Genomic DNA, 26,257 nt, shown 5'->3' on the forward strand with positions numbered 1-26,257 from the left:
ATGAGCGAGGAACCCTGGTACCGGACCACCCTGCGGTGGGGCCAGACCAATCTGGTCGAGTGCGACCCGGCCCGGTATGACGTGGAATTCTGGCGTGAGCATTGGCGCGCGACACGCGTCCAGGGCATCATCGTCAATGCCGGCGGCATCGTCGCCTACTACCCCTCCAAGTTCCCGCTGCATCACCGCGCCGAAAAGCTCGGCGACCGCGATCTCTATGGCGAGATCGTCAAGGTCGCCCGCGAAGAGGGTATCAAGGTGATCGCGCGCATGGACTCTAACCGGGTCGCGCAAGACTTCTACGAAGCCCATCCCGACTGGATCTGCCTCGATATCGATGGCAAGCCCTATCGCCAGGCCGACAAATACGTCACCTGCATCGGCTCGCCCTATTACACCGAATACCTGCCCTCCGTGATGGAAGAGATCATCGAGCGCAGCCAGCCGGTCGGCTTTGCCGACAATAGCTGGGCCGGGTTGCCGCGCGCCAATATCTGCTATTGCGAGCACTGCAAAACCCAGTTCTCCGACTATGCCGGCAAGGCCCTGCCCCGTGCCCATGATTGGTCGGACGCCGCCTATCGCGACTGGATCAAATGGAATTTCCAGCGCCGCACCGACATCTGGGAACTCAACAACCGGGTGACCAACAAGGCCGGCGGTCCCGATTGCGCCTGGATGGGCATGATCAGTGGCGAAGTGCTCAACAATTCGAGCCGCTTCATCGACCTGCAGGCCATCCTCAAGCGCGGCGCCATCGTCATGCTCGACCATCAGCGCCGCAACGCCATCGACGGGTTCGAGCAGAACACCGAAGCAGGCAAACGCCTGCACGAACTGGCGGGCTGGGACACGCTGATCCCCGAATCCATGCCGCAATACCAGTTGGGCGCTCCCGCCTTCCGGCTCGCCAGCATGCCGTCGTCCGAAGTGCGGCTGTGGTCAAGCTCCGGCTTTGCCGGCGGCATCCAGCCGTGGTGGCACCATATCGGTTCCTCCCATGAAGACCGCCGCCAGTATAGGACGGCCGAGCCGATCTTACGCTGGCACGAGGCCAACCAGGATATCCTGGTCAATCGCCGCCCCAAGGCCGATGTCGGCGTTGTCTGGTCGCAGCAGAACCACGACTATTTCGGCCGCGATCAGGCCCGCGACAAGACGCTGGCGCCCTATCGCGGCGTGGTCAAGGCGCTCGATCGCTCCGGCATCACCTATATGCCGCTGCATGCCGACGACATCGCCACCGCCGGCGAGCGTTTCGGCGTCCTGGTGCTGCCCAATTTCGGCACCTTGTCGGATGAGCAACTGGCTCACGTCCGCAGCTTCGTCGATGGCGGCGGCTCGGTCATCGCTACCTCGGAATCGACGCTGTTCGACGTCGATGGCGAAGCCCGCGCCGATTTCGCTTTGGCCGATCTGTTTGGCGTACACCGCCAAACCGGCAGCCATGGCGCGCAGGACAACATCAACAACAATCTCGAAACCCATGCCCGCCACACCTATCTGCGGCTGGCGCCCGAACTGCGCAGCGGCGTCTACGGGCCCAAGGATGACACTGCTCCGGCCGCGACCGGTCAGCGCCATGCGATCCTGAAGGGCCTGGAGGCGGCCGACACCATCCCTTTCGGCGGCTACCTGCCGGTGGTTTCAGTGGATGCCGATGTCGAAGTTTTGGCGACGTTCATTCCCGACTTTCCGATCTATCCACCGGAAACTTCGTGGATGCGCAATCCCAGGACCGACCTGCCGGCCATCACCGTCAAGCAGGCCCCATCGGGTGGCAAGCTGGTGTGGTTCGTGGCCGACCTCGATCGCTGCTTTGCCCGGGACGAGCAGTTCGAGCACGCGCTGCTGTTTTCCAACGCCGTCCGCTGGGCCTTGGGCAACCGCTCGCAGGTTACGATCGCAGGCGGTCATGGTGTGATCACCGCCGACCTCTACGAGCAGGCCGGCAAGCGCATCCTACACCTCAACAACCGCCTGCTGCTGTCGCGTGTTCCTGGGCGGCAATATGACCTGGTGCCGATCGGTCCGGTGGAAGTGCGGCTGCGGGTCGAGGGCACGATGGCGCAATCGGTCAAGCTCCGCGTGGCCGGCAAATCGATCCCCGCCACGGCGCAGGGCGATGAACTGGCGTTCGTGGTGGATCAGATTTTGGATCACGAAGTCGTTGTGGTCGAAGTCAACTAAGCCACGAAGAGCGTTGCGCTTTACGAACCCGCCCTTGTGGCGGGTTCGTTCGTTTTGGCGGGGTGTTGCGCCAGTACAAGCGAAGCCACCGCCACCGTTTCCGGCAGCTTTGGTCGGCTCAGGAGAACGAGCTAGGCGTGCAGCCGCTGACCGGTCTGGGTGTCAAAAACATGGGCCCGCTTGTTGTCGGGCAGCAGCGGGATGCTGTCGCCCGGCCGGAAGTTGACGCGATCGCGGAAAATCGCGGTGATGGCGGTGGCGCCGAGCCGCGCATTGACCTGGGTCTCGGACCCGGTCGGCTCGATCACCACCACTTTGGCCGGCATGCCCGCGGGATCGATGCTCAGATGTTCGGGGCGAAATCCGTAGGTGACCTCGCGGCCCGCTTCCAGGCCAGGCACGGACGGCAATGGCAGGCTGGCGCCGTCAGCCGTCACGATGCTGGGGCCATCGCCAAGGGCGACCGTGCCCTTGATCAGGTTCATGGCGGGCGAGCCGATGAAGCCGGCAACGAACAGCGTCTCGGGAGTGTCGTAGAGCTCAAGCGGCGAGCCGACCTGTTCGATGCGGCCGGCATTGAGCACCACGATGCGATCGGCCAGCGTCATGGCCTCGATCTGGTCGTGGGTGACATAGACGGTCGTCGTCTGCAGCCGCTGGTGCAGTTCCTTGATCTCGCCGCGCATTTGCACCCGCAGCTTGGCATCCAGGTTGCTGAGCGGTTCGTCGAACAAAAACACCTGCGGTGCCCGCACGATGGCGCGGCCCATGGCAACACGCTGGCGCTGCCCGCCGGACAGATGCCGGGGGTGGCGATCGAGCAATTGCTGCAGGCCCAGGATCTCGGCCGCCCGCTCCACCTTGGCCCGAATTTCGGCCTTCGATACACCCTGCATTCGCAGGGAAAAGCCCATATTCTGGGCCACCGTCATGTGGGGATAGAGCGCGTAGTTCTGGAACACCATGGCGATGTCGCGATCCTTGGGCGGCAGATCGTTGACGATCACGTCGCCAATCTCGACATCGCCGCCGCTGATTTCCTCAAGCCCGGCGATCATCCGCAGCAGGGTCGACTTGCCACAGCCGGACGGGCCCACCAGCGCCACGAACTGCCCGTCGGCAATGTCGAGGGAAATCCCATGGATGACTTGCAGCGTGCCGTAGCTTTTGAGCACGTCGCGGATTTGGACGGTGGCCATGTGCGTCTCCTAAGGCTTTGTGGTGGGCAGCGGCGGCAAGGCCCGCGCCAGCACGGTTTGCAGATGATCGCCCAGCCGGCCTTCGCCGCCCGCAGCCAGCCAATCGGCCACAAGACGGCCCGCCAATTCCTGATCGACCGGCAGGCCATTGGCCCAAAGTCCCGCTGGAATTCGCCGCGCCCGCTCGGCCGGATCGAACGGCAGGTGCAATAGCGCCACCGCCAGCGGCGCGGCGAAATACAGGCGCTGCGTATTGCCGGAAAGGAACTGGTCCCGCTCCTGCGCGCTCGGCCCCAGCCAATCGATCCAGGCGATGGCCGAAGCCATAGTCTCGTTGCGCCAGAACATCACCGGCGCTTCCGAACCCCAGAGCAGCCGCGACCAGCCGGTCTTGGCCAGCACCGCTTCACTCCAGGCCTTGAGCGCGGAGGGCTCAAACCCGCCATGGCGGGAGAACACGACATTGAAGCGCGGATGGGCGAACAATGCGGACGCCGGACCGGACGCCAATAGCGACGGGCTGCTGCCCATGCCGGCGAAGTGCCCGCCAATGACTGTCAGCTCCGGATGACGCTCGAGGCTGTCCACCAGAATGCGGGCGCAGGTTTCGGACGATACCGCGCCGACAACAACCGCGATGCGCTTATGCTGTGCCAGCATTTCCAGCAGCCAAGGCCGTTCGGTGAGGTCGCTTTCCGTCAGCCGCAGGGCGCTGAAACCAGCCTCCAGTTGCGCCCGCGCCGCCGTCTCCATTTCAGCCCGATCATTGCCGAGCGGCACGCCGATGCCCCGAAACCGCTGCGGGTCGGTGCTGAACGCCGCGTGGATCGGCGCGAAATCGGGCGAGCTATCGAACGAACACAGCACGGCCTGGCCGATGCCGTTGCGCTGCATCACCCCCTGATAGTGCTCGACGCTCTGGAAGCGCGGCAGGCCCACATGGGCGTAGGCATCAATGATCGGCAGCGTGTCGCTCACTCGGCGTCCTCCGCCTGATAGACATGCGCGGTCATGCGCGGCAGGTCGGCAAAGTCGAATTGCGGCTTGAAGTTCTCGACCAGATCGACATTGAGATCGACCTCGGATGGCCAGCGCATGCCCACGATCGCCGAGTGCACCCGACTATCGGACAGCACGAATTCCAGCGACACCTGGAACAGGTCCCTGGCCGATTGCCATTCCGGGGCCAGATACTTTGCCGCCCGCTGCAGGATACCCGACGTCATGGTGCGCATGGTGACAACGCCGACATCGGCCTTATGGGCGTCGATCAGCATATGCTTGGCGGCGTGCTGATAAATGAAATTATAGGCCAGTTGGTAGACGTCGATTTCCGGGCGCGCGAGGAACTGAATCGCAGTCCACGGCTCCTCTGCGGTCAGCCCGATAAAGCCGATCTTGCCCTGGGCCTTAAGTTCGACCAGCGCTTCGAGCGGGCCGCCATCGACAACCTGGGCATAATCGGCCGCGGTGAACATGCCGCCGTGGAACTGGACGATATCGAGGTGGTCGGTTTGCAGGCGCGACAGGCTTTCATGGACGCTGTCGATGACGGCCTGCTTGCTCATCTTCTCCCAGCGTACCTTGGTGGCCAGCACCACCTCGTCACGCCGGGTTTTCATCACCTCGCCGATGATTCGCTCGCTATTGCCTTCGCCATAGCCGGGCGCGGTATCGACATAGTTGATGCCACGATCGATGGCGTGGTTGACGGTGCCGATGGCGGTCCGTTTGCCGGCTTCCGACCAGGGGTCCCAGTCATTGGCCTTGTTGACGCCGCCAAATGGATAGCCGCCCAGGGCGATCCTCGACACGTTCAGTCCGGTGCGGCCCAATTCGATTTTTTGCATCTGCGTTTCCAATTCTGTCGGCGGCCAAGGCCTGCCGGTTAGGCCATTTGCGCCAGCGCGGCGCCGACGCCCGAAAGGTTGTCGAGCCGCATCTCCGCGTATTTCCGGCTGAGCACGATACCTTGCGCCCCGCCTTCGAACGCCGCGAGCACCGCTGCCGTCACCCGCTCGGGCGTGGTCTTGATCAAGTCCGGACCGCTCGTGGTGTCGCCGTCGATCATCGGCAAATCGCCCGGATTGGTCGGCGGCAATCCGGTTTCGGCCGCCTGGCCCACCGGAATATCGACATCGATACCGGCATAGACCATCCCACGTCCCTCGCTGCCGACGACAGCGCGCTGCACCTCGCGACGCACGGAATCGGCCGAAAAACCCGTGCTGGGTAGGTCCGCCAAAGGCCCCTCCTCCAGTCCCAGCATCTTGAGCAGGAGCGGATAGACCAGTGCCGGTTCGGCATCGCCGAAAATGGCTTTGCTGATGGCGTTGACGAAGGTGAAAAACCGCGGCCCGGCGCTGGTGTGGTAGGTCGAGACCTTGATGAAATCGGCGATATGGCTGAGATCGGCGAAGTTCTGCCCGGCGCGGTAGAACGGACTGAACGACAGGTTGTGATAGAGGTCCCAGCCCACCTTCATGTCCGGCCTGTATGCCCGCACCGTGCCGATCATGTCGCGGTATAATTGATGCTGCCCGTCAGCCCACAGCGACTGCCAGGACAGCAGCTCGGGATAGGTCAGCAACAGGCGCCAGAAGGTGACGAAGGCGCCGTCGGCCGACCGCTTGCCCTCCGAAATCGCCGCGTTCCACAGCACCAGCTTGCGATAACCCTCCTGCGCGCGGCGCCAGTCCACGCCGCGCTCGGCGGCCTTGGCCTTGCAATGCTCGCAGTAACATACGGCGAGGCCAAGCCCCTGCCGCGTCGGCTCCTGGATCAGCCGATCGAGCGGACCGGGACGAGCCGACGAGAACATCAGCCCATCGAGCGGATAGCTCTTCACGTAGTCCTCGACCAGTCCCAGCACCCAGTTGCGGTAGTCGGGATTGCTGAAGCAAGGCCGGCGCGCCGGCTTGTTCCAGATATCGACCTCAAGGCATTTGAGGAAATTGGGATAGCTGCGCAGGTGGCGCGCATGGCTGCTCTCGTCGAAATAGGCGAATGCCTTGATGCCCCGCGCCTTGGCCTCGGGAATGACATCGGCCAGCATGTCCCAATCGGGATATTCCGGTGCCCGCCCGGCCCCGCCCAAAACGGTATTACCGTAAAATTCGGGATGAACGGTCGCGTAGTTGCCGCCGAGCCATTCGAGGTCGGGCTGCGCGCCGCCATGGTCCGGCGGGGGAAAGCCCGGCCCGGCACGCCCGCCGGTGGCGCGGCTCCAGGTCGGCGTCGCAAGGAACACCGCGTTGACGCCGGCGCGCTGCTGCACGGTGTCGAGTACCGCGCCCACGCCTTCGTCCTGGAACGAGACGGCGCCGATCTGGATGCCGATGAGCTTGTCAGCCATGGCTCAACCCTTGAGGCCGGTGGTGGCGATGCCATCGACCAGCCGCTTCTGGAAGAACAGAAAGATCACGAAGACCGGCAGCAGCGACAAGGTCGTCATGGCGAACATCGCGCCCCACGAGGACTGCCCCGACGCATCGAGGAACTGGCGCAAGCCCAGGGCCACCGTGTATTTTCGCTCATTGTTGAGATACAGAAGCTGGCCGAAAAAGTCGTTATAGGTCCAGATGAAGGTGAAGATCGTGGTCGTCACCAGAGCCGGGGTCAGCAGCGGCAGGATGATCAGTAGAAACGTCTGTCCGCGATTGCAGCCATCCACCATTGCCGCCTGCTCCAGCTCCACCGGAATGCCGCGGATGAACTGCACCATCAGGAAAATGAAGAAGGCATCGACGGCGAAGAATTTTGGCACGATCAGTGGCAGGAAGGAATTAGTCCAGCCCAGCGTGTTGAAGATGATGTATTGCGGCACCACGATGACGTGGAAGGGCAGCATCAGCGTGCCCAGCATCAGCGCGAACAGCACCGGCTTGAACTTGAAATTGATACGCGCAAACGCATAGGCGGCCAGCGAGCAGGAGAACAGATTGCCCACGATGGCGCCGGCGCAGATCATGAACGAGTTCAAATAAAAGGTCGTGAACGACACGCCCGTGCCCAGCGTCCAGCCCTTGATGTAGTTGGAAAAATCCAGGCTCGTGGGAATGGGATTGAGATCGGAGAAAATCTGACCTTCCGGCTTGAAAGAGCTGCCGATCATCCACAACAGCGGGTAGAGCATCAGCACCGCGCCCGCGATCAGGCCGGCATGCAGCATCCAGCGGTAGTTCGGCTTTTTGGTGCGCGGGCGGGCTGCGGTGACCATGGGATTACTTCGCGCTGTCGTCATAGTGGACCCAATATCGGCTACTGAGGAAGGCCAGGGCCGTGAGCACGCCGATGATCACCAGCAGCACCCACGCCATGGCCGAGGCATAGCCCATGCGGAAATTCGCGAAGCCCTGCAGGTAGAGGTAGAGCGTGTAGAACAGCGTTGAATCCAACGGCCCACCGCTGCCGCCGCTGACGATGAAGGCCGGCGTAAAGGCCTGGAACGAGTTGATGATCTGCAGGATCAGGTTGAAGAAAATCACCGGGGTCAGCATCGGCACCGTGATCATCCAGAACTTGCGCCAGGGCCCGGCCCCGTCGACCGATGCGGCCTCGTATAGCTCCACCGGAATTTGCTTGAGGCCGGCCAGGAAAATGATCATTGGCGAGCCGAACTGCCACACATGCAGGATGATCAGTGTCCACAGCGCCTGCGATGGCGATGACACCCAGCTCGAACCCTCGATACCGAACACGGCCAGCGCCTGGCTGACAATGCCGTCAAAGCCAAACACCTGCCGCCACAGGATGGCGATGGCGACGCTGCCGCCCAGCAAGGACGGGATGTAATAGGTGGCGCGATAAATCCCCAATCCCTTGATCTTGGCATTGAGCACCATGGCCAGCGCCAGCGCGAAGGCGAGGTTGAGGGGCACCGCCAGCGCCACGTAGGTAAACGTCACCCGCAAGGCATTGAGATAGCGGCCATCCTGGGTAAACAGGCGAACGTAGTTCTTGGCCGCGATCCATTCGGGCGGCTCCAGTAGGTTGAAGCTGGTGAAGGACAGGTAGAACGATACCAGCGTCGGCCCCGCCATAAAAAAGACCATGCCGATGATCCAGGGCGCCAGGAACAGGTAGCCCCAGGCATTGTCCGACAGGATATTGCGGCCGCGCGGCCGCGCCTTGACCGAGCTGGTCGTCGGCTGCGGCAATGCCTCGATGCTGGTGGGCGTGGGGGAAAGCGTCATCGGCCAATCAATTTGTCTGCGGGAACCGGCTGCAACCTGGCACCCCCACGCATGCCGGGAACTGCAAGGCGCAGTCCCCGGCACGCGGGGGAGCTTATTCGAGGATGAACTCTGCCTCGTCGAAGAACTTGGAAACCGTGCCCGCTATGTCGCTCTGGCCGAAGGCGATCTCCTGGTGCGAACGCTGCATCAGGTCCTGGATCTGCCCGCCCTGGACTGGCCAGGACACGACTTCGGGCACGGCATGCTCCTGCACATACTGGATCATGTCGACCATGCTCTGCTCGATCGGCGACACGTCCGGGGAGACCAGCGCGGCGATCTTGCTTGAGAGCGGCACGCCGCGCGCCATCAGGTGAATCTTGGCCGCGTCGGGGCTGTTGGTGACGAAGTTCAGGAACTGGATCGCCACATCCTTGTGCTCGGACGCCGCGTTTACATAAACCTGCATGCTCGAATTGATGAAGGCGCCGTATTTATCGCCGGACAGCGCCGTGCTGCCAATGCCGCTGGGGAAGGACAATACCTTGAGCGGATTGGGTGCCAGCGCCTGCAGGGACGAGGCGATGGAGCTGTTAATCGGGTACATCGCCGCCCGTCCGGTGACGATGGGCGAGGTCTCAAAGCCCGTTTCGAGCGCGGTGATCTCGGCCGGCGGCACGACGCCAGCCTTGCGCAGCTCATCCCAGAAGGTGAACCATTCGGTCAGCTCGTCGGCGGTAAAATTGAGCTTGCCGTCAGGCGTATAGGCCGTCTTGCCGCGACCGCGCAGGAAGAATTCGAAGGGGTAGAACGAGCGCGTGCCGGCGGGTGCCCAGATATCGGCGGAGCCATAAACCCCATCGGGGGTGGCATCGGCGATCGCCTTGGCCTTTTCGGCGAAGCCATCCCAGTTCCAGTCGAGGCCGGGCTCTTCCACCTTGCTGTCGGCAAACACCTTGGTGTCGATAAAGTAGCAGCCCGAGGCCAGGCCCCACGGAATGGAATAGAGCTTGCCGTCGACCTTGAGGGTTTCCAGCACCGACTTGTTGGCGTCCGACAGGTCGAGCTCGCCCGAATTGATGTATTCATCCAGCTCCAGCAGTCGCCCGGACTTGATCAGCGCCTCGCGGCTATCGGACACCTGCATTATGTCCGGCGCGTTGCCGCCGGCAAATTCCGTCGACAGCTTGTCCTGATAACCAATCAGCCCGCCATATTGGGATTCCATGGTCAGGCCGGGATGCTCGGCCTCGAACAGGTCGATCATCTTGAGGGTTTTCTGGTGCCGGTCGTCGGAACCCCACCAGGCGATACGCATATCGATTTTGTCCTGGCCATGGGCAAGGCTCGAGAGCAATGGCAGGCCAGCCAGCGCCGTAGCGCCCATCAGCAGGGTGCGGCGGCTCAAAGTTCCGGGTTCGATTTTGGTCACAATGGTCTCCTCGCTGGCGCAGAGGCCGGCACTCATTGCGGTGCCGTGCGTCCTCGCTGCCATTGATCTGACCACAGGGCGCGCGCCCCAACCACGAGTTTGCCCCCGCTTTTCCGTATCGTGGAAATACCCATCGAGACGGGCTCAACGTGCAGCGGGGGCAGACCATATCGCCTAGGAGATAGCGATGATTTCGAGTTCTTGCTCGCCGACGCTCACTACATCCCCGATGGCTTTGCCCATCAGGAGTTTAGCCACGGGGGCGACGTAGGAGATCGTCGCGGCCTTGGGATCGGCTTCGTCCTCGCCGACGATGCGGTAGGTCCGTGTCTGCCCGTCGCCCCGGCTGAAGCTGACCGTGCTGCCAAAGGCCACGGTGCCGGTCGAGGCCGGATCAGGCACGATTTGCGCCGAGCGGACGCGTTCCGCAAAATAGCGCAGATCGCGCAACGGGCTGGCCGACTGCCGCCGGCGCTCATTCACGTCCTCGATCACGCTTGCCGCGTCGACGGCCTCGCGCGCCTGAGCAAGCTGCAACTCCAGCGCCTTCAATCCCGCTTCCGTGACCAGGTTAGGCTCGGCAGAAATCGGGCGGTCGGGCAGCAGGATTTCCGAAGCGGTCTCGGCACTGTCCTCTTTGGTGAAAGCAACGCTCAATCTCAAACTCCGGTTGGCCTTCAGCGTCCATCTGGCAATCGGCAGGATACTGCCGATGGCCGAGGACTGCCGCCCAATCGTCATGCCCAGCAATGGCTAATTGGATGTGGCGGTAAGACGCTTCGCCGGCTGCTGCGTTGCGCTCGGCCTCGGCTCGATGGACGCCTGGATGATGATGTCATCGCACGAACGCAGGCAATGCATCTTGGCGGCATATTCCGCGCGGGCCACGTCGCGGGCCGAGATCGCCGAAATGATCTCCTCATGCTCGCCCAGCACGATGGACTCTCTATCTGCCGAAAACCCGTACTTCATGCGCATGGCACGCATCAAATTCCGGTGCCGCAGGCGCACGGTCAGGGCCTCTCGATTGCCCGATATTTCGCCGAGCAAAGAATGAAATTGGTGGTTATTGTCGGCACGTTTTGGGACGTCACCCTTCAGCATCGCCTGCTCAAGCTTACGATGAATGGCAATCAACTCCATGATCTGCTCATCTGTGGCAATCTGAGCCGCGCGCCCGGCAAAGAAGGCATCGAGGATGCCGTTGACCTCATAAATCTCCCGGATCAGGCGCGCGTCGATGGGGCGGACCGTCGCCCCCTTGTTGGGAGCGATGACGACAAGGCCCTCGCCCTGCAATTGCTGCAGTGCCTCACGGACGGGATTGGAACTCACCGCCAGGTCTATGCAGAGCGTGGGCACTTTGAGGCGCATACCGGGCGTGTAGGTGCCCGCGATGATACGGTCACGAATCGTGTCCGCGACGCGGCGATAGCTGGTGTCAGAATGCGCAAACTCATCAAGCAAAACACTACCCAACCGGCGCCTCCATTGTTCTTAAAAGGTCGTAGCCACACCTCCGGCTACGACCTTTGTCTACCATAGCCCACAAGCCTCTTCTAGCTGATCCGGAAGGGGGCCAGTGCCTCGGGACGCGGCTCCAAGCCCACCCCTGGCCGCTCAGACACTGTCACCGTGCCATCGCTTTCGAGGGAAGGCGTGTGCAGGTACACCCCCTCGGCACTGGCCATGACCTTGGGTGGATAATATTCGAGCATCAGCGCATTGGGGATTGCCGCCAGCAGATGCAGATGCGCTTGCTGGTCGCCATGGGGCGCGATGTCCAGTCCATGCGCCTGCGCCATCGCCGCGACCTTCATGAATTCGGTGACGCCGCCCATATAGCGTGCATCCGGGTTCAGGATGGCGATGGCCTTGGTGTTGATCAGGTCGCGGAAGCCATGCTTGGTATATTCGTTCTCGCCCGTCGCCAGCGGGATGGTGGTCTGCGCGGCGATCTTGGCGAAGCCATCATAGTCATCGGGCTGGACGGCTTCTTCGAACCAGAACGGATCGAACTCCTCGGCCCGCTTGGCAAACTGGATCGCCTCATAGGCGCGATAGGCGCAATTGGCATCGAGCAAGAGGCGAATATCGGGGCCGATGGCTTCGCGTACCGCCTTGACCCGGGCGATATCGTCCTTGATCGGCACCGCGCCGATCTTCATCTTGACGGCCTTGGCGCCCAGGCCGACGTAGGACGCCATTTCCTGCTGCAATTCCTTCAGGCCCTTGTCCGGCGCGTAATAGCCGCCCGCAATGTAGACCGGGATTTTCTTGCGGAAGCCGCCCAACAGCCGGTACAGCGGTAGTCCGGCGAACTTGGCCTTGATATCCCACAAGGCCAGGTCGATCGAGGACAGCGCCCTGGTCTCATTGCCGCGCCGGCCCGACATTTTCGGGCTCCACAGCGAGGACCAGATCGCCTCGGTCATGGTGGGATCCTGGCCGACGATGCGCTCAAGATAATGCTGGCGCAGATCGGCTTCACCGGCACGCGGCCGCCCGATGCCATAGCCGGTAATGCCGACATTGGTTTCGATGGTGACGATGGTCAGATCGGAGGTCGCATAGGTATGCAGGCCATTGCTGATCGGCTTGTCGCGCTTCCACTGGTAATTGGCCGAATAGGCCGCCGTGATCTTGATGTCGCTACGCGACGCTGCTTGTGATTGGTCCTGCGGCTCGGCAATGTCCATGGTCTCACCCTGGTTTTTGATCAAATTGTCGTCTTGAAAATGCTTCAGCTCGGCATGCCCTTGAGGGACAGCTCGGCCCAGTGATGGCAGGCAACGGTGCCCCCGCCCGGCACCGGCGTGGTCGCAGGTGTCTGGGTACGACACACCTCGGTGGCGAAGGGGCAGCGCGGATGGAAATGACAGCCGGGCGGTGGATTGGCCGGATCGGCAACTTCCCCCGACAGCGGCTGGCGCAAGACCTTGCCGCGCAAATCGGGCGAACTGATCGGAATGGCCGACAGCAGAGCCGACGTATAGGGGTGCAGGGGCTGGCGGAACACGGTCTCGGTCGGACCATATTCGATCAGCCGCCCCACATACATGACCGCGACGTGGCTGGAGATATGGCGCACCACCGACAAGTCGTGGGAAATGAACAGATAGGTCAGCTTCAGCTCGTCCTGCAGGTCCTGCAGCAGGTTGAGAGTCTGCGCCCGCACTGACACGTCTAGGGCAGCGACGGCCTCGTCAGCAACGACAACGTGCGGGCGCACCACCAGCGCCCGGGCGATGACGATGCGTTGCCGCTCGCCCCCCGAAAACGCATGTGGATAGCGTGACATGTATTCGGGGCGCAGGCCCACCTTGCCCATGATATCGGCCACCCGGTCGCGCACCTCGCGCCGGTTGACGCCGTGCGCGAACAGCGGCTGGCCGATGGCGTCGAGCACGGTCTGGCGCGGATTGAGCGACGTGAAGGGGTCCTGGAAGATCATCCGCAGGTCGAGGCGATATTGGGCCAGCGCGTCATTGCCCAGCGTCGCCAGATCGACCCAATCGCCGCCGCGCGGACGGTAGTTGATCTCACCGGCAGTCGGCTCGTTGACGCGCAGGATGGCGCGGCCAAGCGTAGATTTACCACAGCCCGATTCACCAACCACCGCCAGGGTCTCGCCATCGGGGACAGCCAGGCTAACCCCATCGACCGCCTTGACCGTGTTCTGCTGCTTGTGGCCAAAGCGCTTGCGCGGCGTGAAGTGGACCTTGAGGTCGCGGATATCGAGGCAGAGATTGTCGCGTGTGGCCGGATCGGCCGCGATAGGCATTTGCGCGGTCATTTGGCCACCTCGGCAAGAGCGGGCTGCCAGAGCGCGGCGTAGGCCGGATCATATTGATAGCAACGAGCCCGGCTGGTGCCGGCATCGAGCAGTTCGGGGCATTCGCGGGCGCAGGGATCGGCAATGCGGTCCGGGCAGCGGCTCTGGAACGGGCAGCCGGAGGGTCGGTTGAAAGGGCTTGGCACCATGCCCTCGATCTGGGTCAGGCGGTGGCCCGGAATGGCATCGAGCTTGGGAATGGAATTGAGCAGCGCCCGCGTATAGGGGTGCTTGGGCGCGCGGAAGATATCGTGCACTTCCCCCTGCTCCACCGTGCGGCCCAGATACATCACCGACACATCGTCGGCAACCTCGGCGACCACGCCGAAATCATGGGTGATCAGCATGATGGAGATGCCGAATTCCTTCTGCACTTCCTGCATCAGCCCCAGCACGTTGGCCTGCATGGTGACGTCGAGCGCGGTGGTTGGCTCGTCGGCGATCAGCAGTTCGGGATTGCAGGACAGCGCCATGGCGATCATGACGCGCTGGCGCATGCCGCCCGACAGCATGAAGGGATAGATGTCGTAGCGCGCTTCCGGATCAGGAATGCCGACGCGGCCGAACAGCCTGATGGTCCGGGCCTTGGCCTCCGCCTTGCTGACCTTCTCATGCAGCAGGATCATCTCCGACACCTGGTCGCCAATGGTGTGGACCGGCGACATCGAGGTCATGGGTTCCTGGAAGATCATGGCGATGTGGCCGCCGCGGATCTGGCGCATCTCCTCGGAATTAGCCTTGAGCTTGGCTAGGTCGACAACCCGGCCATTCTTGTGGTGGAACAGGATTTCCCCGCCGGCGATACGGCCCGGCTTCTTGAGCAATTGCAGGATGGCGGACGCGGTCATCGACTTGCCCGATCCGCTCTCGCCGACCACGCACATGGTCTTGTTGCGATAGAGCGTCAGGTCGAGCCCGTCGACGGCCTTGACCACGCCGGAGCGGGTCGGAAAGTGGACGCTGAGATTGCGCACCTCGAGCAGAACATCAGGCATGACGGGCCTCTACTAACAACAGGCAGGCAGTGGGGATGGGCAGGTTCATGTGTTTGATCCGCCTCATGAATAGGGGTCGGCTGCGTCGCGCAGGCCATCGCCGAGGAAGTTGAAAGCCAGCACGGCAATGACCACGAACAGGCCGGGCCACAACAGCCACGGCGCCGTAGCGACCGTATTGATGTTCTGCGCCTCGCGCAGCAACACGCCCCAGGACACCACCGGCGGCTGCAGGCCTATGCCGAGGAAGGACAGGGCCGTCTCCGCCAAGATCATTTCCGGAATGGCCAGCGTCGTCACGGCGATGATGTGCGACGCAAAAGCCGGCAGGATCTGGCGGGTGATGATCTTGCGCTCTTTCACCCCGTCCAACCGGGCGGCGATGACGAAATCCTCGCCCTTGAGCGCCATCACCTTGCCGCGCACTTCGCGGGCCAGCGAGGTCCACCCGATCAGCGACAGCAGTGCCGTGATGATCAGGTAGACATAAAGCGGCGGCCATTCGAGCGGGATGGCGGCGGCAAGCCCCATCCACAGTGGGATCGTCGGCATCGAGCGCAGGAATTCAACCAGGCGCTGGATGGCGGAGTCGATGCGCCCGCCATAATAGCCCGATATGCCGCCCAGGATCAGCCCGAGCACCAGGCTGATGCTGACGCCCACAAGGCCGATCGACATCGAAACGCGCGTACCATGGATGATGCGCGACAGGTTATCGCGCCCCAGCCGGTCCGAACCCAAAAGGAAGAACGGATCTCGCTTATTGACGGCGGCGAGCAGGTGAACGTCCCAAGTGAACAGGCCCCACATCTTGTACTTTTCGCCAGCGACGAACAGCCCGATCGGCACGATCTTGGCCGGGTCCTCGACATAGGTGCGCCGGAACGAGCGCGGGTCGGTCTTGAACGAAAACCCGTGCACGTGCGGCGAGAAATTCCAGGTGCCATCCTCGAACAGATGGATGCCCTGGGGCGGTATGTATTTGAACGCCGCGGCATTCTTGTTTGGATCGGTCGGCGCCAGGATTTCGCTGAAAATAGCGATGAAATAGAGCAGCAAGATCACCACGCCGGCCGCGACGGCGATCTTGTGGCGGGTAAACTTCCACCACATCAACTGCCATTGCGAAGCGACCTCGAAGGAGTCGTCGGAGGACGTCGGTGAGACGGCGATCGGCGCTGCAGTGGCGCTACTTGCGAGTGTGCTCACTTCGGCTACTCCAGGCGAATGCGCGGATCAAGCCACGCGAGAAGGATGTCGGAAACCAGCGTGCCGATCAGCGTCAGCAGCGACAGCAGCAGGATGAAGGCCCCTGCGAGATACATGTCCTGGCTTTGCAGCGAATTGAGCAGGATCGGCCCCACGGTGGGCAGGTTCAGCACCACCGAGGCAATCACCGCGCCCGAAATCAGGCTCGGAAGCACCCAGCCGACGGTCGACACGAACGGATTGAGCGCCAGTCGGATCGGATATTTCACCAGCATGCGCACTTCGGTCATGCCCTTGGCGCGAGCGGTGGTCACATAGGGTTTGTTGAGCTCATCGAGCAGGTTGGCCCGCATGATGCGGATCAGTTCGGCCGTCTTGCTGGCCCCGATGACGATGATGGGGATCCACAGATGCGCCAGCAGGTCCATGAACTTGCCCCAGCTCCACGCCGCATCCTGGAACTCTGGAGAATAAAGCCCGCCGACGCTTTGGCCGAAATACTGGAAGCCCACATACATCAGGATCAGCGCCAGCAGGAAATTGGGCACCGCCAGGCCGATGAAACCGATGAAGGTGAAGAGGAAGTCGCCCCAGGAATATTGGCGCACCGCCGAATAGACCCCGATCGGGAAGGAAATGACCCACGAGAACAGCAGAGTCGCGATCGAGATGATCAGGGTGAAGCCGAGCTGGTCCCAGATCAGGTCGGCCACCGGCTTCTTCCACATGAAGGAATAGCCGAAGTCGCCATGGAACACGATCGCCGAGATCCAGCGCCAGTATTGGACCCAGATGGGCTGGTCCAGCCCGAAGCGCTGCCGCAGGAACTCGAGCTGGGCGGTATCGACGTCCCCGCTGCGCTCCAGGCCTGCGGCCAGCGTGGTGATGAAATCGCCCGGCGGCAATTGAATGATCGCAAAGGCCGCGATGGAGATCAGCACCATCATGACCGCAAAGGACAGCAATCGCCGCAAGACGAACATCAACATGACAAATACCTATTCCGCAGCAGGCTGGGAGACGGCCCATTTGGGCTTGTAGGCATTGGGTGCAACCAGGCTATCGGCCTGGTGGTGCCAGTAGGCGGTGCCGTTCCGCAGATAGCGGAGCGACAGTTCGAGCGCCTGGCCGTAGGTCGACTGGTTCATGTCGTCGGCGCTGGCGGCCTGGATTTCCTTGGCCGAGACGGCTTCGCCGCGATGGATACGCCGGGCGACGCCGATGATCGGATCGCTATCGAGATAGAACTCGGTCTCGACGGCGTAGTCGGCCATCTTGGCTGGATCGGGATTGTTGTACGCCTGGATCCACCACTTGGGGAACAGGTAGCGCGGCTGCATGAACTTGAACACTTCGTCCTGCCAGGCGATGAATGCCTCGTGCCCGTCGCTGGCCGCCGGCGGCCGCAAGGTATGAGCCGAGAGCAGCGAGCGCTGGAACACCGCGCCCATATATTCCTCGAGCGCGTCGGCGCCCGGGCCCCAATCGGCCTTCAGGAAATTCTGGGTGAAAGGGGATTCCTTGCCGTCGAGATAGACTTTGCGGAACACATAGGCGTCGTAATAGGCCGAGCATTCCTGGACGCGATCGACATCGACCTCGCCTTCGCGGCCCTTGACCTCGGGATTACGCTGCAAAACCTCGTGGGTGAGGTTCCATTCGGAGCCCGCATGCTTGGACAGCAGCGCCTTTGCCACCGTATCGCAGGCCTGGTGGCTGATGCCGCCAACGACCCAGGCGAGCCGCCGGTCGATCAGCGGATGCTCGTCGGGATTGGCCCATTTGTCGCGGGCCTCGGCGAGCAAGGGATGCATCCACTTGCCGCCGCCGCGGGTGAGCGCGCCCAGGCGGGCGATCTGCGGTTCGTTTTCGCAGGCCTCGACAAAGGCGCGCTCAATGCTGTCGTCAAGGCGCATCAGGCGCAGGCTGTCGTCGAAAACGGCCCAGTGGGTGAGCATGTCAGACATAGGTGCTTCTTCCTTTGTGCAGCACGTTGCGCGTGTCAGTCGGCGGATCGCAGGCGACGGACGGCGTCGAGAATTCGGGAGGGTTGGGCGCCAGCCATTGGCCGGCGCCCCGGGAGGTTCACGGCGTCACGATCGACCACTGCGAGAGCTGCATCGGGCCGGGGAAGCCGAAGGAGTTCGAGTTGATGATCGTCTGCGCCGGAACATTGTGCAGGCGCTTGGAGTGCATGCCGTAGCCGGGGATCGGCAGGGCAATGCCCATGGACTGGAAGTTGTCCTTGGAGACGGCGAGCAACTGGCGGAACAGGTCCTTCTGCGCTGCGGTGTCGCCGGTGACGCGCATCTTGTCCCAGAGATCGAGGCCACGCTGATATTCCGGCGGCGGAGCTTCCTGGTCGGGACCGACCTTGTTGTACCAGGCGATCCAGGCCGTGCCCCAGGCGCCATCGCCCTGGATCGGCACATAGGCCCGCGGGAAGATCAGCGCATCGATCATGCCGCCATCGCCATCTTCGATGATGCCGTCATGCTCGTTGTTGTCGCGCTGGTTGAGATAGGCGGCCTTTTCGAGGGTACGGAAATCCGCCTTGACGCCCAGCGCCGCCCAGTCTTCCACCACGAGCGGAGCCAGATCGACATAGGGCTTGCGATCGACGCGCACGGTCAGCACGAAGCTGATCGGCTGTCCGTCCGAGCCCAGGCGCCAGCCATCAGCGTCCTTCTTGTCGTAGCCGGCCTCGTCGAGCATCTTGTTTGCGAGATCGGGATCGAACTCGGTGTACTGCTTTGCCATTTCCTCGTCGTAGAACTCGGATTCAGGCCGCGGCGCCACCTGGTAGGGTTCGCCCTGGCCGGCGAAGACCAGATCGATGATCTTCTGACGATCAAGGCCATGCGAGAGCGCAATACGCACATTCTTGTTGGCGAAGAATTCGCGCAGCGCCGGCTTGCGGTCGGTCTGGTTGAGATGGATCGTCGCATAGGTCGGAGCCGCTTCGACGATGTCGAAGAATTCCATGCCCGAGCGTTCTTCACCCTCGACCAGCACCGGCTTGTTCTCGAGCGTGTTGACGTAACGCCCGATCCAGTCGAATTCGCCGTTCAGGGTCTTGAGCAGCATCACCTCATAGTCGCCGATGACTTCGTTATCGACACCATCCATATAGGGAAGCTGGTTGCCGTCGGTATCGACCTTCCAGAAATAGGGGTTGCGGGTGAAAGTCACCTGCTGCGGGTCGGTCATCGGGCGGACGACCTGCCAGGGGAAAATCGTCGGCTTTTCCGGGTTCTGGTAGAAGAACGCCATGTTTTCGAACTTGGCCGGCCAGCCACCCAGGCCCTCGGCCTTGGCCTGCGTGTCCGCATCGGGATTATACTTGGGCAGAAACTGCTTGAGGTAGTGGGCCGGGAAATTGGTCACCCAGTCGGGGCCGGTCGTGGCCAACGTGTAGAGCAGCATGGCGTTGGGCTGCTCGAAGACGAATTGCACGGTTTCCGGGTCTGGAGCGACGACCTTGCCGCCCTTCATGAAGGCGTCGGTGCGCAATTCGGGCAGGATATCAGGATTTTGCGAGACGTCTTCGTACCAGAACAGGATGTCGGCCGAGGTGAAAGGCTCCCCGTCGGACCATTTCATGCCCTTGCGGAGATGGAAGGTGTACGTCGTGCCGTCCGGCGAGACGTCCCAGCTCTTGGCGACATTGGGAACGACGTTCTGCGCCATCACATCCCAACTCACGAGACCGCCCTCGTAGCCGAGGAACTTGCGCATATGCGAGCCGTCGCTGGCGCCGCTGAGCGGCACGCGCAGACTGCCGCCATAGGTACGAGCATCGCCGAGCGGCGTAATCACCAGCGGCTCTTCGCCAACGCGCTCGGCAACCGGGGGCAAGGTGCCGGCGGCGACCAGCGGGTCCAGCATGGGCGCCTCCGCCTTGGCGGACTGGGCAAAAACATAGGTCGGTAGGAACAGTGACGCCGCCGTGAACAGGCCGAGCGCGACCATCCGTCCCCGCCGGGGGCGGGGCAGAAAGCGAACATTCATGGATTGTCTCCTCAGGACTAGAGCACCCGCCATTTTGTTGTGGTTTGGGGCATCTGCTAGCTCAAGGATGTTTGCACAAGCGTCCGGGCGATGTCAATAATTGTGTAATATGTATAAATCCAATCCAGATCGCCAGAAAGGCCCTGGAATTCATCCAGAGCTAAAATGACTTTATCTACCTGAAATAACAGTGTTTTTATGAAAAATCTGCCGCCAGATTTTTTCGAGCAGGTCAACATCTGGGGTGCGACACTGGTTGCGCCATTGACGAGCCTTAGACGAAAGGCGCAGGCCGACTGCGCATGCATCTGTCCGGTGGTAAGGCGGCGCCGCGGCGCACGAGATTGGAACCGACAGCCATGGCTTACCAGGCGGGTGATGCAGCGCTGGGCATGTGTTACACGAAAGCCATCAAGCGCAAGCGCCAGCCCCGGCACTCAGGGCCTGGCAGGCGATTTCTTGTCCCGCCCGGGTAAGACCGCGACGCCAAATTTTCTTCAGGTTTCTCTGTTGGTTAGCAATGTCCACTCAACCGTTCATAGGTGCCAAAGAATTCCATTGAGCGATGAAGATGGTAGATCAATTGCGGTGCTCACAATGACGGCCCCGACGGAGTTGTTGATTGAATCAATGGCGGCCAGGAAGTATCAGCTTGTTCGTGCAATCGAGCAGGATCGTTATTGGAATTTTCTCACCGACCACTCGGCCTGCATCCAGGTGTCCCTAACCTGCAGAGTATGCGAGAATTGCAGAGAGACAATGCCGATCAGAAAACATCCGCGTTGTTATCGCCACTCGCATTGATCGGTCATATGCCCGCTAAAAGCTGCCTCATAGCAAGCCAAAAGTTAGCTCAGCCATAGGCCTAACGAACAAAGCCCCGGACCTCCGGGGCTTTTGCTTTGACAGCCTGGGCCGTTGCAGGGAGGCCTGCCCGTCGGGCTGATGTTTGATCCGCCGAAGTGCATCGGGCCGTTGCAGCGCCGCACGGAATGGCAGATGACACCGAAATGACGTCAACCAAGCTGACCGGACAGGATGCTCGCGACCTGATCGAAAGTCAGCTCGACCAGCACGCAAGCGGCATCAGAAACGCGTTGGCGCCGTTCGGGCCGTTGGCGGCTGTCGGCGCCTGGCTCGAGACCCTCCGCGCCATTGAGGAGTTGATCAACCTTCCCGGCGAACTGGACGACAGCGTGCTTGAACTGGCGCTGTTTGGACTGAGCCTCCGCGACGGGACTATCGCGCCACGCCAGCTGAAATTCATCTTACACCATCTCGGTTACCTTTATGGCAGCGCCTTCGCACAGCGTCAGGCCAGGTTGCTTGTCCAGCTCTCGGCGATGCAATTCAGCTTCACTATGCACGGACTCCCGGCGGCGGCGATCGGTCTCTCGACCGTGGGGCACGCTGTCGGCTACCTGCAATCCCGGCGACGACATCTAGTGAGCCTGCTCTACCTCCTGCCGGTAGCCTGCAGGGGAACGATCCTAATGACCAACGTCAACGCTTTGACCTGGATGCTGCCGCAAGCCGAGGTAAGCGGCACCACGTTGACCGGTTTGCTGCAGCAACGGGCAGTCAGCGAGCTCCACGACGATTTCGCTCTTTTTCTCGACCCGCGCGGTTTCACCGCCTCGCACAGTTACGCGACGCTCGACGACATGTTCCTCGAGGCCGAGAGGGTGCCGATCATCGAGGTGGCTGCCGATGCCCGACCGATTGGGCTCGAGCCACTGCGGCCCGACCGGGTGTTCAGTGCGGCGGAGCTGCGCAACGGCGTGGCCCTGACCGAGGCGGCCTTTGCTGAGTTCAAGCTCGACAAGACGGCATTCGCTGGCCCCGCGACGCTGGTCCGCGAACTCTCGTACCGTGCGGAAGACGATTTCTGGGTGACCCTGTCGCCCGCCGAACTCTCGGCGCTGGCGGACAGTCACGGCGTTTCCACAGCGCACCGGCAAGCGCTGGTCGCCTCGAGCAAGACGTTTGTCGAGCCGCTGAACAGCTACCCTGCCTTCGTTACCGTCGGCGGGGAGCTCCGCGGCACTGTCACGTTGCTCAGTCGCTTCCTCTACAACTTCAAGAACGTCTGTCTTTACCGCAGCCGCCGGTTTCAGATCCGCTCGGGCTTCATCTTCGAGCAACGCGTTAAGGACGAGCTGGCCAGGCAGGGCTTCGCGGTGCAGCCGGTCAAGCGCATTGACCGCAAGGAGTTCGACGTCATCGCCACGCGTGGCGGCGTGATCTTCAACGTCCAGTGTAAGAATAATTTGGTGGATCCGTCGTGGATCGATCTGAACCCGGCGCGATTTGTCCGGACCAACCAGACGCTGGAACGCTACTATCAAAGGCGATCGCCAAGGAGCGCTGGCGAGCGCAGCTCCTCAGGGACCATCTTGGCCTGGACCGGGTGGAGCCGTTCGTGATCACCAGGTTTCCGATCGTCACGACCAGCCCACGTGTCCTCCCACTGGCCCGCATCCGCGAGTTCAGCGCGGTGGCTGACGGCGTGTTGAGCCCCAGCGCCTAGGCGTGCCGCGATGCGATACGCTACAGACGATCGTCGAAACGGGGGCGTGACACACGCTCATCGGCTCCATGGACCAATCCGTCATAGACCTTCACACACCGGTTTGCGAATGGCCGGCGACCGCAGTTCCCAAGAGAACCGGGAACAACATGAGGGCAACCCTGCCGGCCAAGCTGATGCGCCCGGCCGCATCTTCCCCCGCCATGATGTGACGCAGGCTGACCAGCAGTTCCAGCAATCGATCTATCTTTTGAACGGAGTAACCATGCGCGGCGTTTCGAAGCGTCCGGCCAGTTGGGCGCACGCGGGGTCATGGATTGCGACACCGTCGATCGCTAGCGCTCAAGACGCGAATGCCGGTCGGTCGCCGTGCATTCAAGGGATGTCGACGGCGTCCCAACCGAGAAAATCTACTTCGCGGACTACCGAACCGATCGGCTGGTGCCATATGTCTGGAGACGGGAACGACTTCTTGTCGTTCCCGTCTCGAGGCCGTGCGCTTTTGATAACTCGAGCGTCTGCTCGACTAACCGTAATGAGTGCCGATTCCGGATGGGCCACTTTGGGGTGAGAAGCCGCCTGTCCGCCTTCGGCTTGCCTTCGGGGAAAACTGACGTTGTGGGCCTGCGCCCGTCCGACAGAGCTCAGCCGAAGTAAGTATCGACGGGATGATAGGCTAAATTTAGACTGCTTGGCAGTGACATGAACAAAGTCGACGAGCCCTTCGGAGGAGCTTCATGCGCCTTACAGGAATCCCTATATGCGTGGCCATCGCCACGTTCAGCGCTTTTTCGCTTATCAGCCAAGGAAATGCCGAACCCTTCACTTCCGAGGTGTACATTTCACAAAGCCCGCTGGGTGATATTGTTGACGCCATTGGTCAAGTCAGCGAAGCGGCGCAGGATAAAGTGCTGGCCAGCCAGGAACTTGCCGATGCGCGAGCGGCATTCTATCGCCAGTTGGACCAGGGTATCCTGGGATCTCCGGAAGAGCAGGCCTTCGGCGATCTCCTGCGGGCGAAGGACCTCTATTTCTTGTCCATGACCGTCACAGAGGGCGTCTTCGCCTCGGCCGAAAGAAACAATGCCATCAATACCCTGACGGGCATCTTCACTGGCACCAGCCTCGACCGACCCGCGGAGCACAGCCCGCTGGATCTGGTGGGCGGTCAGGCACTGGCCGATGCGGATATGGACGATGGCATTACGCAAAAAGGCGCGTTTTCCGACTGGGTGAACGCGGTTCGAGGAGCGCTCGGGGCGGGAGGGGAAGGACAGGTAGTCTTCGTTTTCGATCCGGTGACATATCAGGCTGCAATCGACGCGAGCGCCGAGGCCTACGACTACTATCGCACCCGGAGGGACAAAGCCGAGTTTGAGCGCTGGAGAGGGCAGCGCACCCCCGTCGTAGGTCCACCACTCAACGATCCGGGACAACGGGTGGATGCCTACCTGACCGCAACCCGGTTCAAGCTTGAGGGCGAGGGCGTGTCCCCGGTGGTGATTGAAGATTGGCTGCCGCGCTTGAGAGACGTTCTCCTTAAGGGAGAGAATGTAGAAATAACCCCAGAGGTCATCGTAAGGTATATGGAGGAAAAAGAATTTACCTCCGAGGACATAGAGTTCTGGAAGACAACTTACGAGGACTTCAAGAAGCAGGCAAACTACAGTCCGATATGGACTCCACTGGATGCGCTCTGCGAAACTCATGTAATGCGGGATGAACGGCTGTACGGGCAGTCCACGTCATGCAGCGACGCGAGTTATGTGATCTCAATTAAGGACTGGCTCAACCAGCCGCTCAAAGAACAAAGGAACAAGTTATTCCTTGAAGTCGGGCTTCGAGATGTCGCAGATTACGACGTAGCCTCCCTGGCCATGCAGGATGGCCGGTTCGCCTATGAGCCGCCGCTTCCGACCTTCTGGCAATACGATGCTGCGCTCCCGACCCCAACGGTTCCAGTTAAGTGAACGGGAACGCCGAACGGTGGTTAAAGCAAGCCCTCCGTATCTGGGACCCTTCTCCCCCCGCAATAGCGCCAGAAGCAGCGTCGGATGCGCCTGTAGAACGTCCGAAGGCACTGCCTATCAGCCCTATGCAAACTGCAGCTCACCAAGCCAATCGCCAAATTTCACTTCATAAAGCCCCCACCACATGGGCTGCTTTCGACGCTTTGCAGTGATCACGTCAACTGCGCTACCGCGCGGCAGCGTTCGACAATGAACATCATCCGCCCGGCTTTCGAGATCGGCGGCAGCAAGTTGAACGGCACGAATGGGGTCGGTCGCTGACGGCCCGCTTATAGGGCCGAACGTTCGGAAACGGACGCCCACTAAATGGGGACGGCTCAAGTCCATCGCAATCAGCTTTCTGCCTAGAGCCCGTCTGCCGACCATACGTACCGGGACGGACATGTGCGGCAAAATCATCGCTCTTCATGATCCCAGCGACGGAAAGTAGTCGACGGCTTTGGCGGTCAGCAGGTCCTTAATATCTGCTAATGGCCCGGCAATGATAGGTCCCATGCAGGAGACGGCGCCAATAGAGACGACCTGGAAGACCACGATGTCATGCTCTGCAAAGCTGACCTTGAGCCCATCGGCCAGTCGGTCGTGGTTGACGCAGGAGACGTCAGCTTTGGGATCATCAGCGTGTGCCGCGTGATAAACCGCGATGACCCAATCTATCAAGGGGGCGGTGGCGCGGTTGCTAGTCGCGTCCCAGTGCTTGAAAATCTGGCTGGGATCGAGGACGCGGCCGGCGCGGACGTCATAGGTCTGGTAATCTACAAAGTTGTACGGGTCCCCGACGCAGGAGCCGATGCCTGCTTGGTGGATGGAGATGACCGTATCGCTGAGATAGTCGATCGAGATCTTGTCATGATCGATCCCGCCCAGCGAATTCCCGGCAGTCCCGAACGGGGGAGGCAACCAAACCGCGCTGAGATAATCCTTACTCAGGCAGTCAAAGCCGGCGAAGTTGGTGGCCCAGCGATTTTGGTCGAGCACAGCATTGATCGGCGCGACATCGCCGCCACCAGGAAGCGAGACGATCCGCGGAAAGGCGAACTTGGTGCGCGGGTCGATCACCTCGCGATAGGTGGCGCCGTATAGTGTCTTCAATGGGCCTTCGGTGAGCGCGACCTGCATCTTGGCATAATCGTAGGGCGACGTTTCTGGCGTGATCTGCTTGCCATAGTTCATCCAGAGAAAAGAAAGATAGAAGGGTCCGTCCTGGTCAAAGGCGCGTTCGCCGAAACGGGTCAATTCTACGGGCAGCTCGACAGGGGCAGAAGCCGAAGCGCGCCAGGTGCCACTCAGTTTTGCGTGGTCCTCGGAATAGTGCAGTCTAAATTGCCCCCCAACCGGCGGGTCCACCACCAGGTTGCCGTCAGGCCGCTGGCAGAGCGCGGGCGTGCACGGCACTTCCTCTGCAAGCACGGTCTCGGACGGGCTCTCGCTGAGTGGATGCAGCGGAATATCAGCGCCCTTGTTTAGATAGCTGTAGCGACCGACCAGCGGGCCAACGCTGGGGTCGGACAGCTCGAGGACAATGGTCTGCCCGCCAAGTGTGCCGGTATAAGTTATCGCCTCGGCAGGGGTCAGCAACTGGGCAAAAGCTGGCACCGAGACGAGAGCCATCAGGGCGGCTGCGAGGGCAACAGGGAGGACCGTGCGTG

The 26,257-nt window shown here is 61.6% G+C and carries 22 protein-coding genes; 3 read left to right on the plus strand and 19 right to left on the minus strand.

Annotation, left to right across the window (positions count from 1 at the left end; all coding sequences use genetic code 11):
* Window positions 1-2,190 carry an alpha-amylase family protein gene (locus tag JWR51_RS19050; protein ID WP_299751210.1) on the plus strand — a complete coding sequence of 730 codons (2,190 nt, stop codon included), beginning with the start codon at window positions 1-3 and terminating at the stop codon, window positions 2,188-2,190.
* A gap of 131 nt (window positions 2,191-2,321) precedes the next feature.
* Here JWR51_RS19050 and ugpC read toward each other — a convergent pair whose 3' ends face one another.
* The 17 genes from ugpC to JWR51_RS19135 form a co-directional block, all read right to left on the minus strand.
* A complete protein-coding gene (gene ugpC, locus JWR51_RS19055) occupies window positions 2,322-3,389 on the minus strand; it encodes a sn-glycerol-3-phosphate ABC transporter ATP-binding protein UgpC (protein ID WP_299751212.1) in 1,068 nt (355 codons plus the stop codon).
* Window positions 3,390-3,398: 9 nt separating this feature from the next.
* Window positions 3,399-4,367: an amidohydrolase family protein gene (locus tag JWR51_RS19060; protein WP_299751215.1), complete on the minus strand. Its 969-nt coding sequence runs from the start codon at window positions 4,365-4,367 to the stop codon at window positions 3,399-3,401.
* Window positions 4,364-5,239 carry an aldo/keto reductase gene (locus tag JWR51_RS19065; protein WP_299751218.1) on the minus strand — a complete coding sequence of 292 codons (876 nt, stop codon included), beginning with the start codon at window positions 5,237-5,239 and terminating at the stop codon, window positions 4,364-4,366. The genes JWR51_RS19060 and JWR51_RS19065 overlap by 4 nt, the downstream gene beginning before the upstream one ends.
* A 38-nt stretch (window positions 5,240-5,277) precedes the next feature.
* A complete protein-coding gene (locus JWR51_RS19070; RefSeq protein WP_299751221.1) occupies window positions 5,278-6,744 on the minus strand; it encodes a hypothetical protein in 1,467 nt (488 codons plus the stop codon).
* 3 nt (window positions 6,745-6,747) lie between these two features.
* Entirely contained in the window at window positions 6,748-7,608 is an 861-nt protein-coding gene (locus tag JWR51_RS19075) for a carbohydrate ABC transporter permease (RefSeq protein ID WP_299751224.1), read from the minus strand.
* Between the two features lie 4 nt (window positions 7,609-7,612).
* A complete protein-coding gene (locus JWR51_RS19080; RefSeq protein ID WP_299751227.1) occupies window positions 7,613-8,584 on the minus strand; it encodes a sugar ABC transporter permease in 972 nt (323 codons plus the stop codon).
* 94 nt (window positions 8,585-8,678) lie between these two features.
* Complete coding sequence (locus tag JWR51_RS19085) at window positions 8,679-9,998, minus strand: ABC transporter substrate-binding protein (RefSeq protein ID WP_299751230.1); 1,320 nt, start codon at window positions 9,996-9,998, stop codon at window positions 8,679-8,681.
* A gap of 174 nt (window positions 9,999-10,172) precedes the next feature.
* On the minus strand, window positions 10,173-10,655 hold the full coding sequence (gene greA, locus JWR51_RS19090; protein WP_299751233.1) for a transcription elongation factor GreA: 483 nt from the start codon (window positions 10,653-10,655) through the stop codon (window positions 10,173-10,175).
* Window positions 10,656-10,751: 96 nt separating this feature from the next.
* Window positions 10,752-11,477 carry a GntR family transcriptional regulator gene (locus tag JWR51_RS19095; protein ID WP_299751235.1) on the minus strand — a complete coding sequence of 242 codons (726 nt, stop codon included), beginning with the start codon at window positions 11,475-11,477 and terminating at the stop codon, window positions 10,752-10,754.
* 80 nt (window positions 11,478-11,557) lie between these two features.
* Entirely contained in the window at window positions 11,558-12,721 is a 1,164-nt protein-coding gene (locus JWR51_RS19100) for a mandelate racemase/muconate lactonizing enzyme family protein (protein WP_299751238.1), read from the minus strand.
* 20 nt (window positions 12,722-12,741) lie between these two features.
* Window positions 12,742-13,794 (minus strand): oligopeptide/dipeptide ABC transporter ATP-binding protein, encoded by a 1,053-nt coding sequence (locus JWR51_RS19105; RefSeq protein ID WP_299751240.1) that lies wholly within the window; start codon window positions 13,792-13,794, stop codon window positions 12,742-12,744.
* On the minus strand, window positions 13,791-14,828 hold the full coding sequence (locus tag JWR51_RS19110) for an ABC transporter ATP-binding protein (RefSeq protein ID WP_299751243.1): 1,038 nt from the start codon (window positions 14,826-14,828) through the stop codon (window positions 13,791-13,793). The genes JWR51_RS19105 and JWR51_RS19110 overlap by 4 nt, the downstream gene beginning before the upstream one ends.
* Window positions 14,829-14,891: 63 nt before the next feature.
* Window positions 14,892-16,001 (minus strand): ABC transporter permease, encoded by a 1,110-nt coding sequence (locus tag JWR51_RS19115; protein ID WP_299751312.1) that lies wholly within the window; start codon window positions 15,999-16,001, stop codon window positions 14,892-14,894.
* A gap of 41 nt (window positions 16,002-16,042) precedes the next feature.
* A complete protein-coding gene (locus JWR51_RS19120) occupies window positions 16,043-17,026 on the minus strand; it encodes an ABC transporter permease (protein ID WP_299751246.1) in 984 nt (327 codons plus the stop codon).
* A 9-nt stretch (window positions 17,027-17,035) separates the two neighbouring features.
* On the minus strand, window positions 17,036-18,004 hold the full coding sequence (locus tag JWR51_RS19125) for a hypothetical protein (protein WP_299751249.1): 969 nt from the start codon (window positions 18,002-18,004) through the stop codon (window positions 17,036-17,038).
* Window positions 18,005-18,122: 118 nt separating this feature from the next.
* Window positions 18,123-20,048: an ABC transporter substrate-binding protein gene (locus JWR51_RS19130; RefSeq protein ID WP_299751252.1), complete on the minus strand. Its 1,926-nt coding sequence runs from the start codon at window positions 20,046-20,048 to the stop codon at window positions 18,123-18,125.
* A 56-nt stretch (window positions 20,049-20,104) separates the two neighbouring features.
* Window positions 20,105-20,485 carry a hypothetical protein gene (locus JWR51_RS19135; protein WP_299751255.1) on the minus strand — a complete coding sequence of 127 codons (381 nt, stop codon included), beginning with the start codon at window positions 20,483-20,485 and terminating at the stop codon, window positions 20,105-20,107.
* A gap of 573 nt (window positions 20,486-21,058) precedes the next feature.
* On the opposite strand from JWR51_RS19135, the gene JWR51_RS19140 reads away from it, so the two are divergent.
* Window positions 21,059-22,474 carry a hypothetical protein gene (locus tag JWR51_RS19140; protein ID WP_299751258.1) on the plus strand — a complete coding sequence of 472 codons (1,416 nt, stop codon included), beginning with the start codon at window positions 21,059-21,061 and terminating at the stop codon, window positions 22,472-22,474.
* 195 nt (window positions 22,475-22,669) lie between these two features.
* Here the strand turns inward: JWR51_RS19140 and JWR51_RS19145 are convergent, their stop codons facing one another.
* Window positions 22,670-22,816, minus strand: coding sequence for a hypothetical protein (locus JWR51_RS19145; RefSeq protein ID WP_299751261.1), 147 nt, complete (start codon window positions 22,814-22,816; stop codon window positions 22,670-22,672).
* 526 nt (window positions 22,817-23,342) lie between these two features.
* Between JWR51_RS19145 and JWR51_RS19150 the strand changes: the two genes are divergently transcribed.
* Window positions 23,343-24,548 (plus strand): hypothetical protein, encoded by a 1,206-nt coding sequence (locus JWR51_RS19150; RefSeq protein ID WP_299751264.1) that lies wholly within the window; start codon window positions 23,343-23,345, stop codon window positions 24,546-24,548.
* Between the two features lie 465 nt (window positions 24,549-25,013).
* Here JWR51_RS19150 and JWR51_RS19155 read toward each other — a convergent pair whose 3' ends face one another.
* Complete coding sequence (locus tag JWR51_RS19155) at window positions 25,014-26,219, minus strand: hypothetical protein (protein ID WP_299751267.1); 1,206 nt, start codon at window positions 26,217-26,219, stop codon at window positions 25,014-25,016.
* Window positions 26,220-26,257 lie beyond the last annotated feature (38 nt).

The sequence above is a fragment of the Devosia sp. genome (assembly GCF_028290625.1).
Classification (GTDB): domain Bacteria; phylum Pseudomonadota; class Alphaproteobacteria; order Rhizobiales; family Devosiaceae; genus Devosia.

What these genes read in the sequence shown, in the direction of transcription:
- JWR51_RS19050 (WP_299751210.1), top strand. Translation starts at nt 1, where the DNA reads ATGAGCGAGGAACCCTGGTACCGGACCACCCTGCGGTGGGGCCAGACC.
- ugpC (WP_299751212.1), bottom strand. Translation starts at nt 3,389, where the DNA reads ATGGCCACCGTCCAAATCCGCGACGTGCTCAAAAGCTACGGCACGCTG.
- JWR51_RS19065 (WP_299751218.1), bottom strand. Translation starts at nt 5,239, where the DNA reads ATGCAAAAAATCGAATTGGGCCGCACCGGACTGAACGTGTCGAGGATC.
- JWR51_RS19070 (WP_299751221.1), bottom strand. Translation starts at nt 6,744, where the DNA reads ATGGCTGACAAGCTCATCGGCATCCAGATCGGCGCCGTCTCGTTCCAG.
- JWR51_RS19075 (WP_299751224.1), bottom strand. Translation starts at nt 7,608, where the DNA reads ATGGTCACCGCAGCCCGCCCGCGCACCAAAAAGCCGAACTACCGCTGG.
- JWR51_RS19080 (WP_299751227.1), bottom strand. Translation starts at nt 8,584, where the DNA reads ATGACGCTTTCCCCCACGCCCACCAGCATCGAGGCATTGCCGCAGCCG.
- JWR51_RS19105 (WP_299751240.1), bottom strand. Translation starts at nt 13,794, where the DNA reads ATGACCGCGCAAATGCCTATCGCGGCCGATCCGGCCACACGCGACAAT.
- JWR51_RS19110 (WP_299751243.1), bottom strand. Translation starts at nt 14,828, where the DNA reads ATGCCTGATGTTCTGCTCGAGGTGCGCAATCTCAGCGTCCACTTTCCG.
- JWR51_RS19120 (WP_299751246.1), bottom strand. Translation starts at nt 17,026, where the DNA reads ATGTTGATGTTCGTCTTGCGGCGATTGCTGTCCTTTGCGGTCATGATG.
- JWR51_RS19125 (WP_299751249.1), bottom strand. Translation starts at nt 18,004, where the DNA reads ATGTCTGACATGCTCACCCACTGGGCCGTTTTCGACGACAGCCTGCGC.
- JWR51_RS19130 (WP_299751252.1), bottom strand. Translation starts at nt 20,048, where the DNA reads ATGAATGTTCGCTTTCTGCCCCGCCCCCGGCGGGGACGGATGGTCGCG.
- JWR51_RS19140 (WP_299751258.1), top strand. Translation starts at nt 21,059, where the DNA reads ATGACGTCAACCAAGCTGACCGGACAGGATGCTCGCGACCTGATCGAA.
- JWR51_RS19155 (WP_299751267.1), bottom strand. Translation starts at nt 26,219, where the DNA reads ATGGCTCTCGTCTCGGTGCCAGCTTTTGCCCAGTTGCTGACCCCTGCC.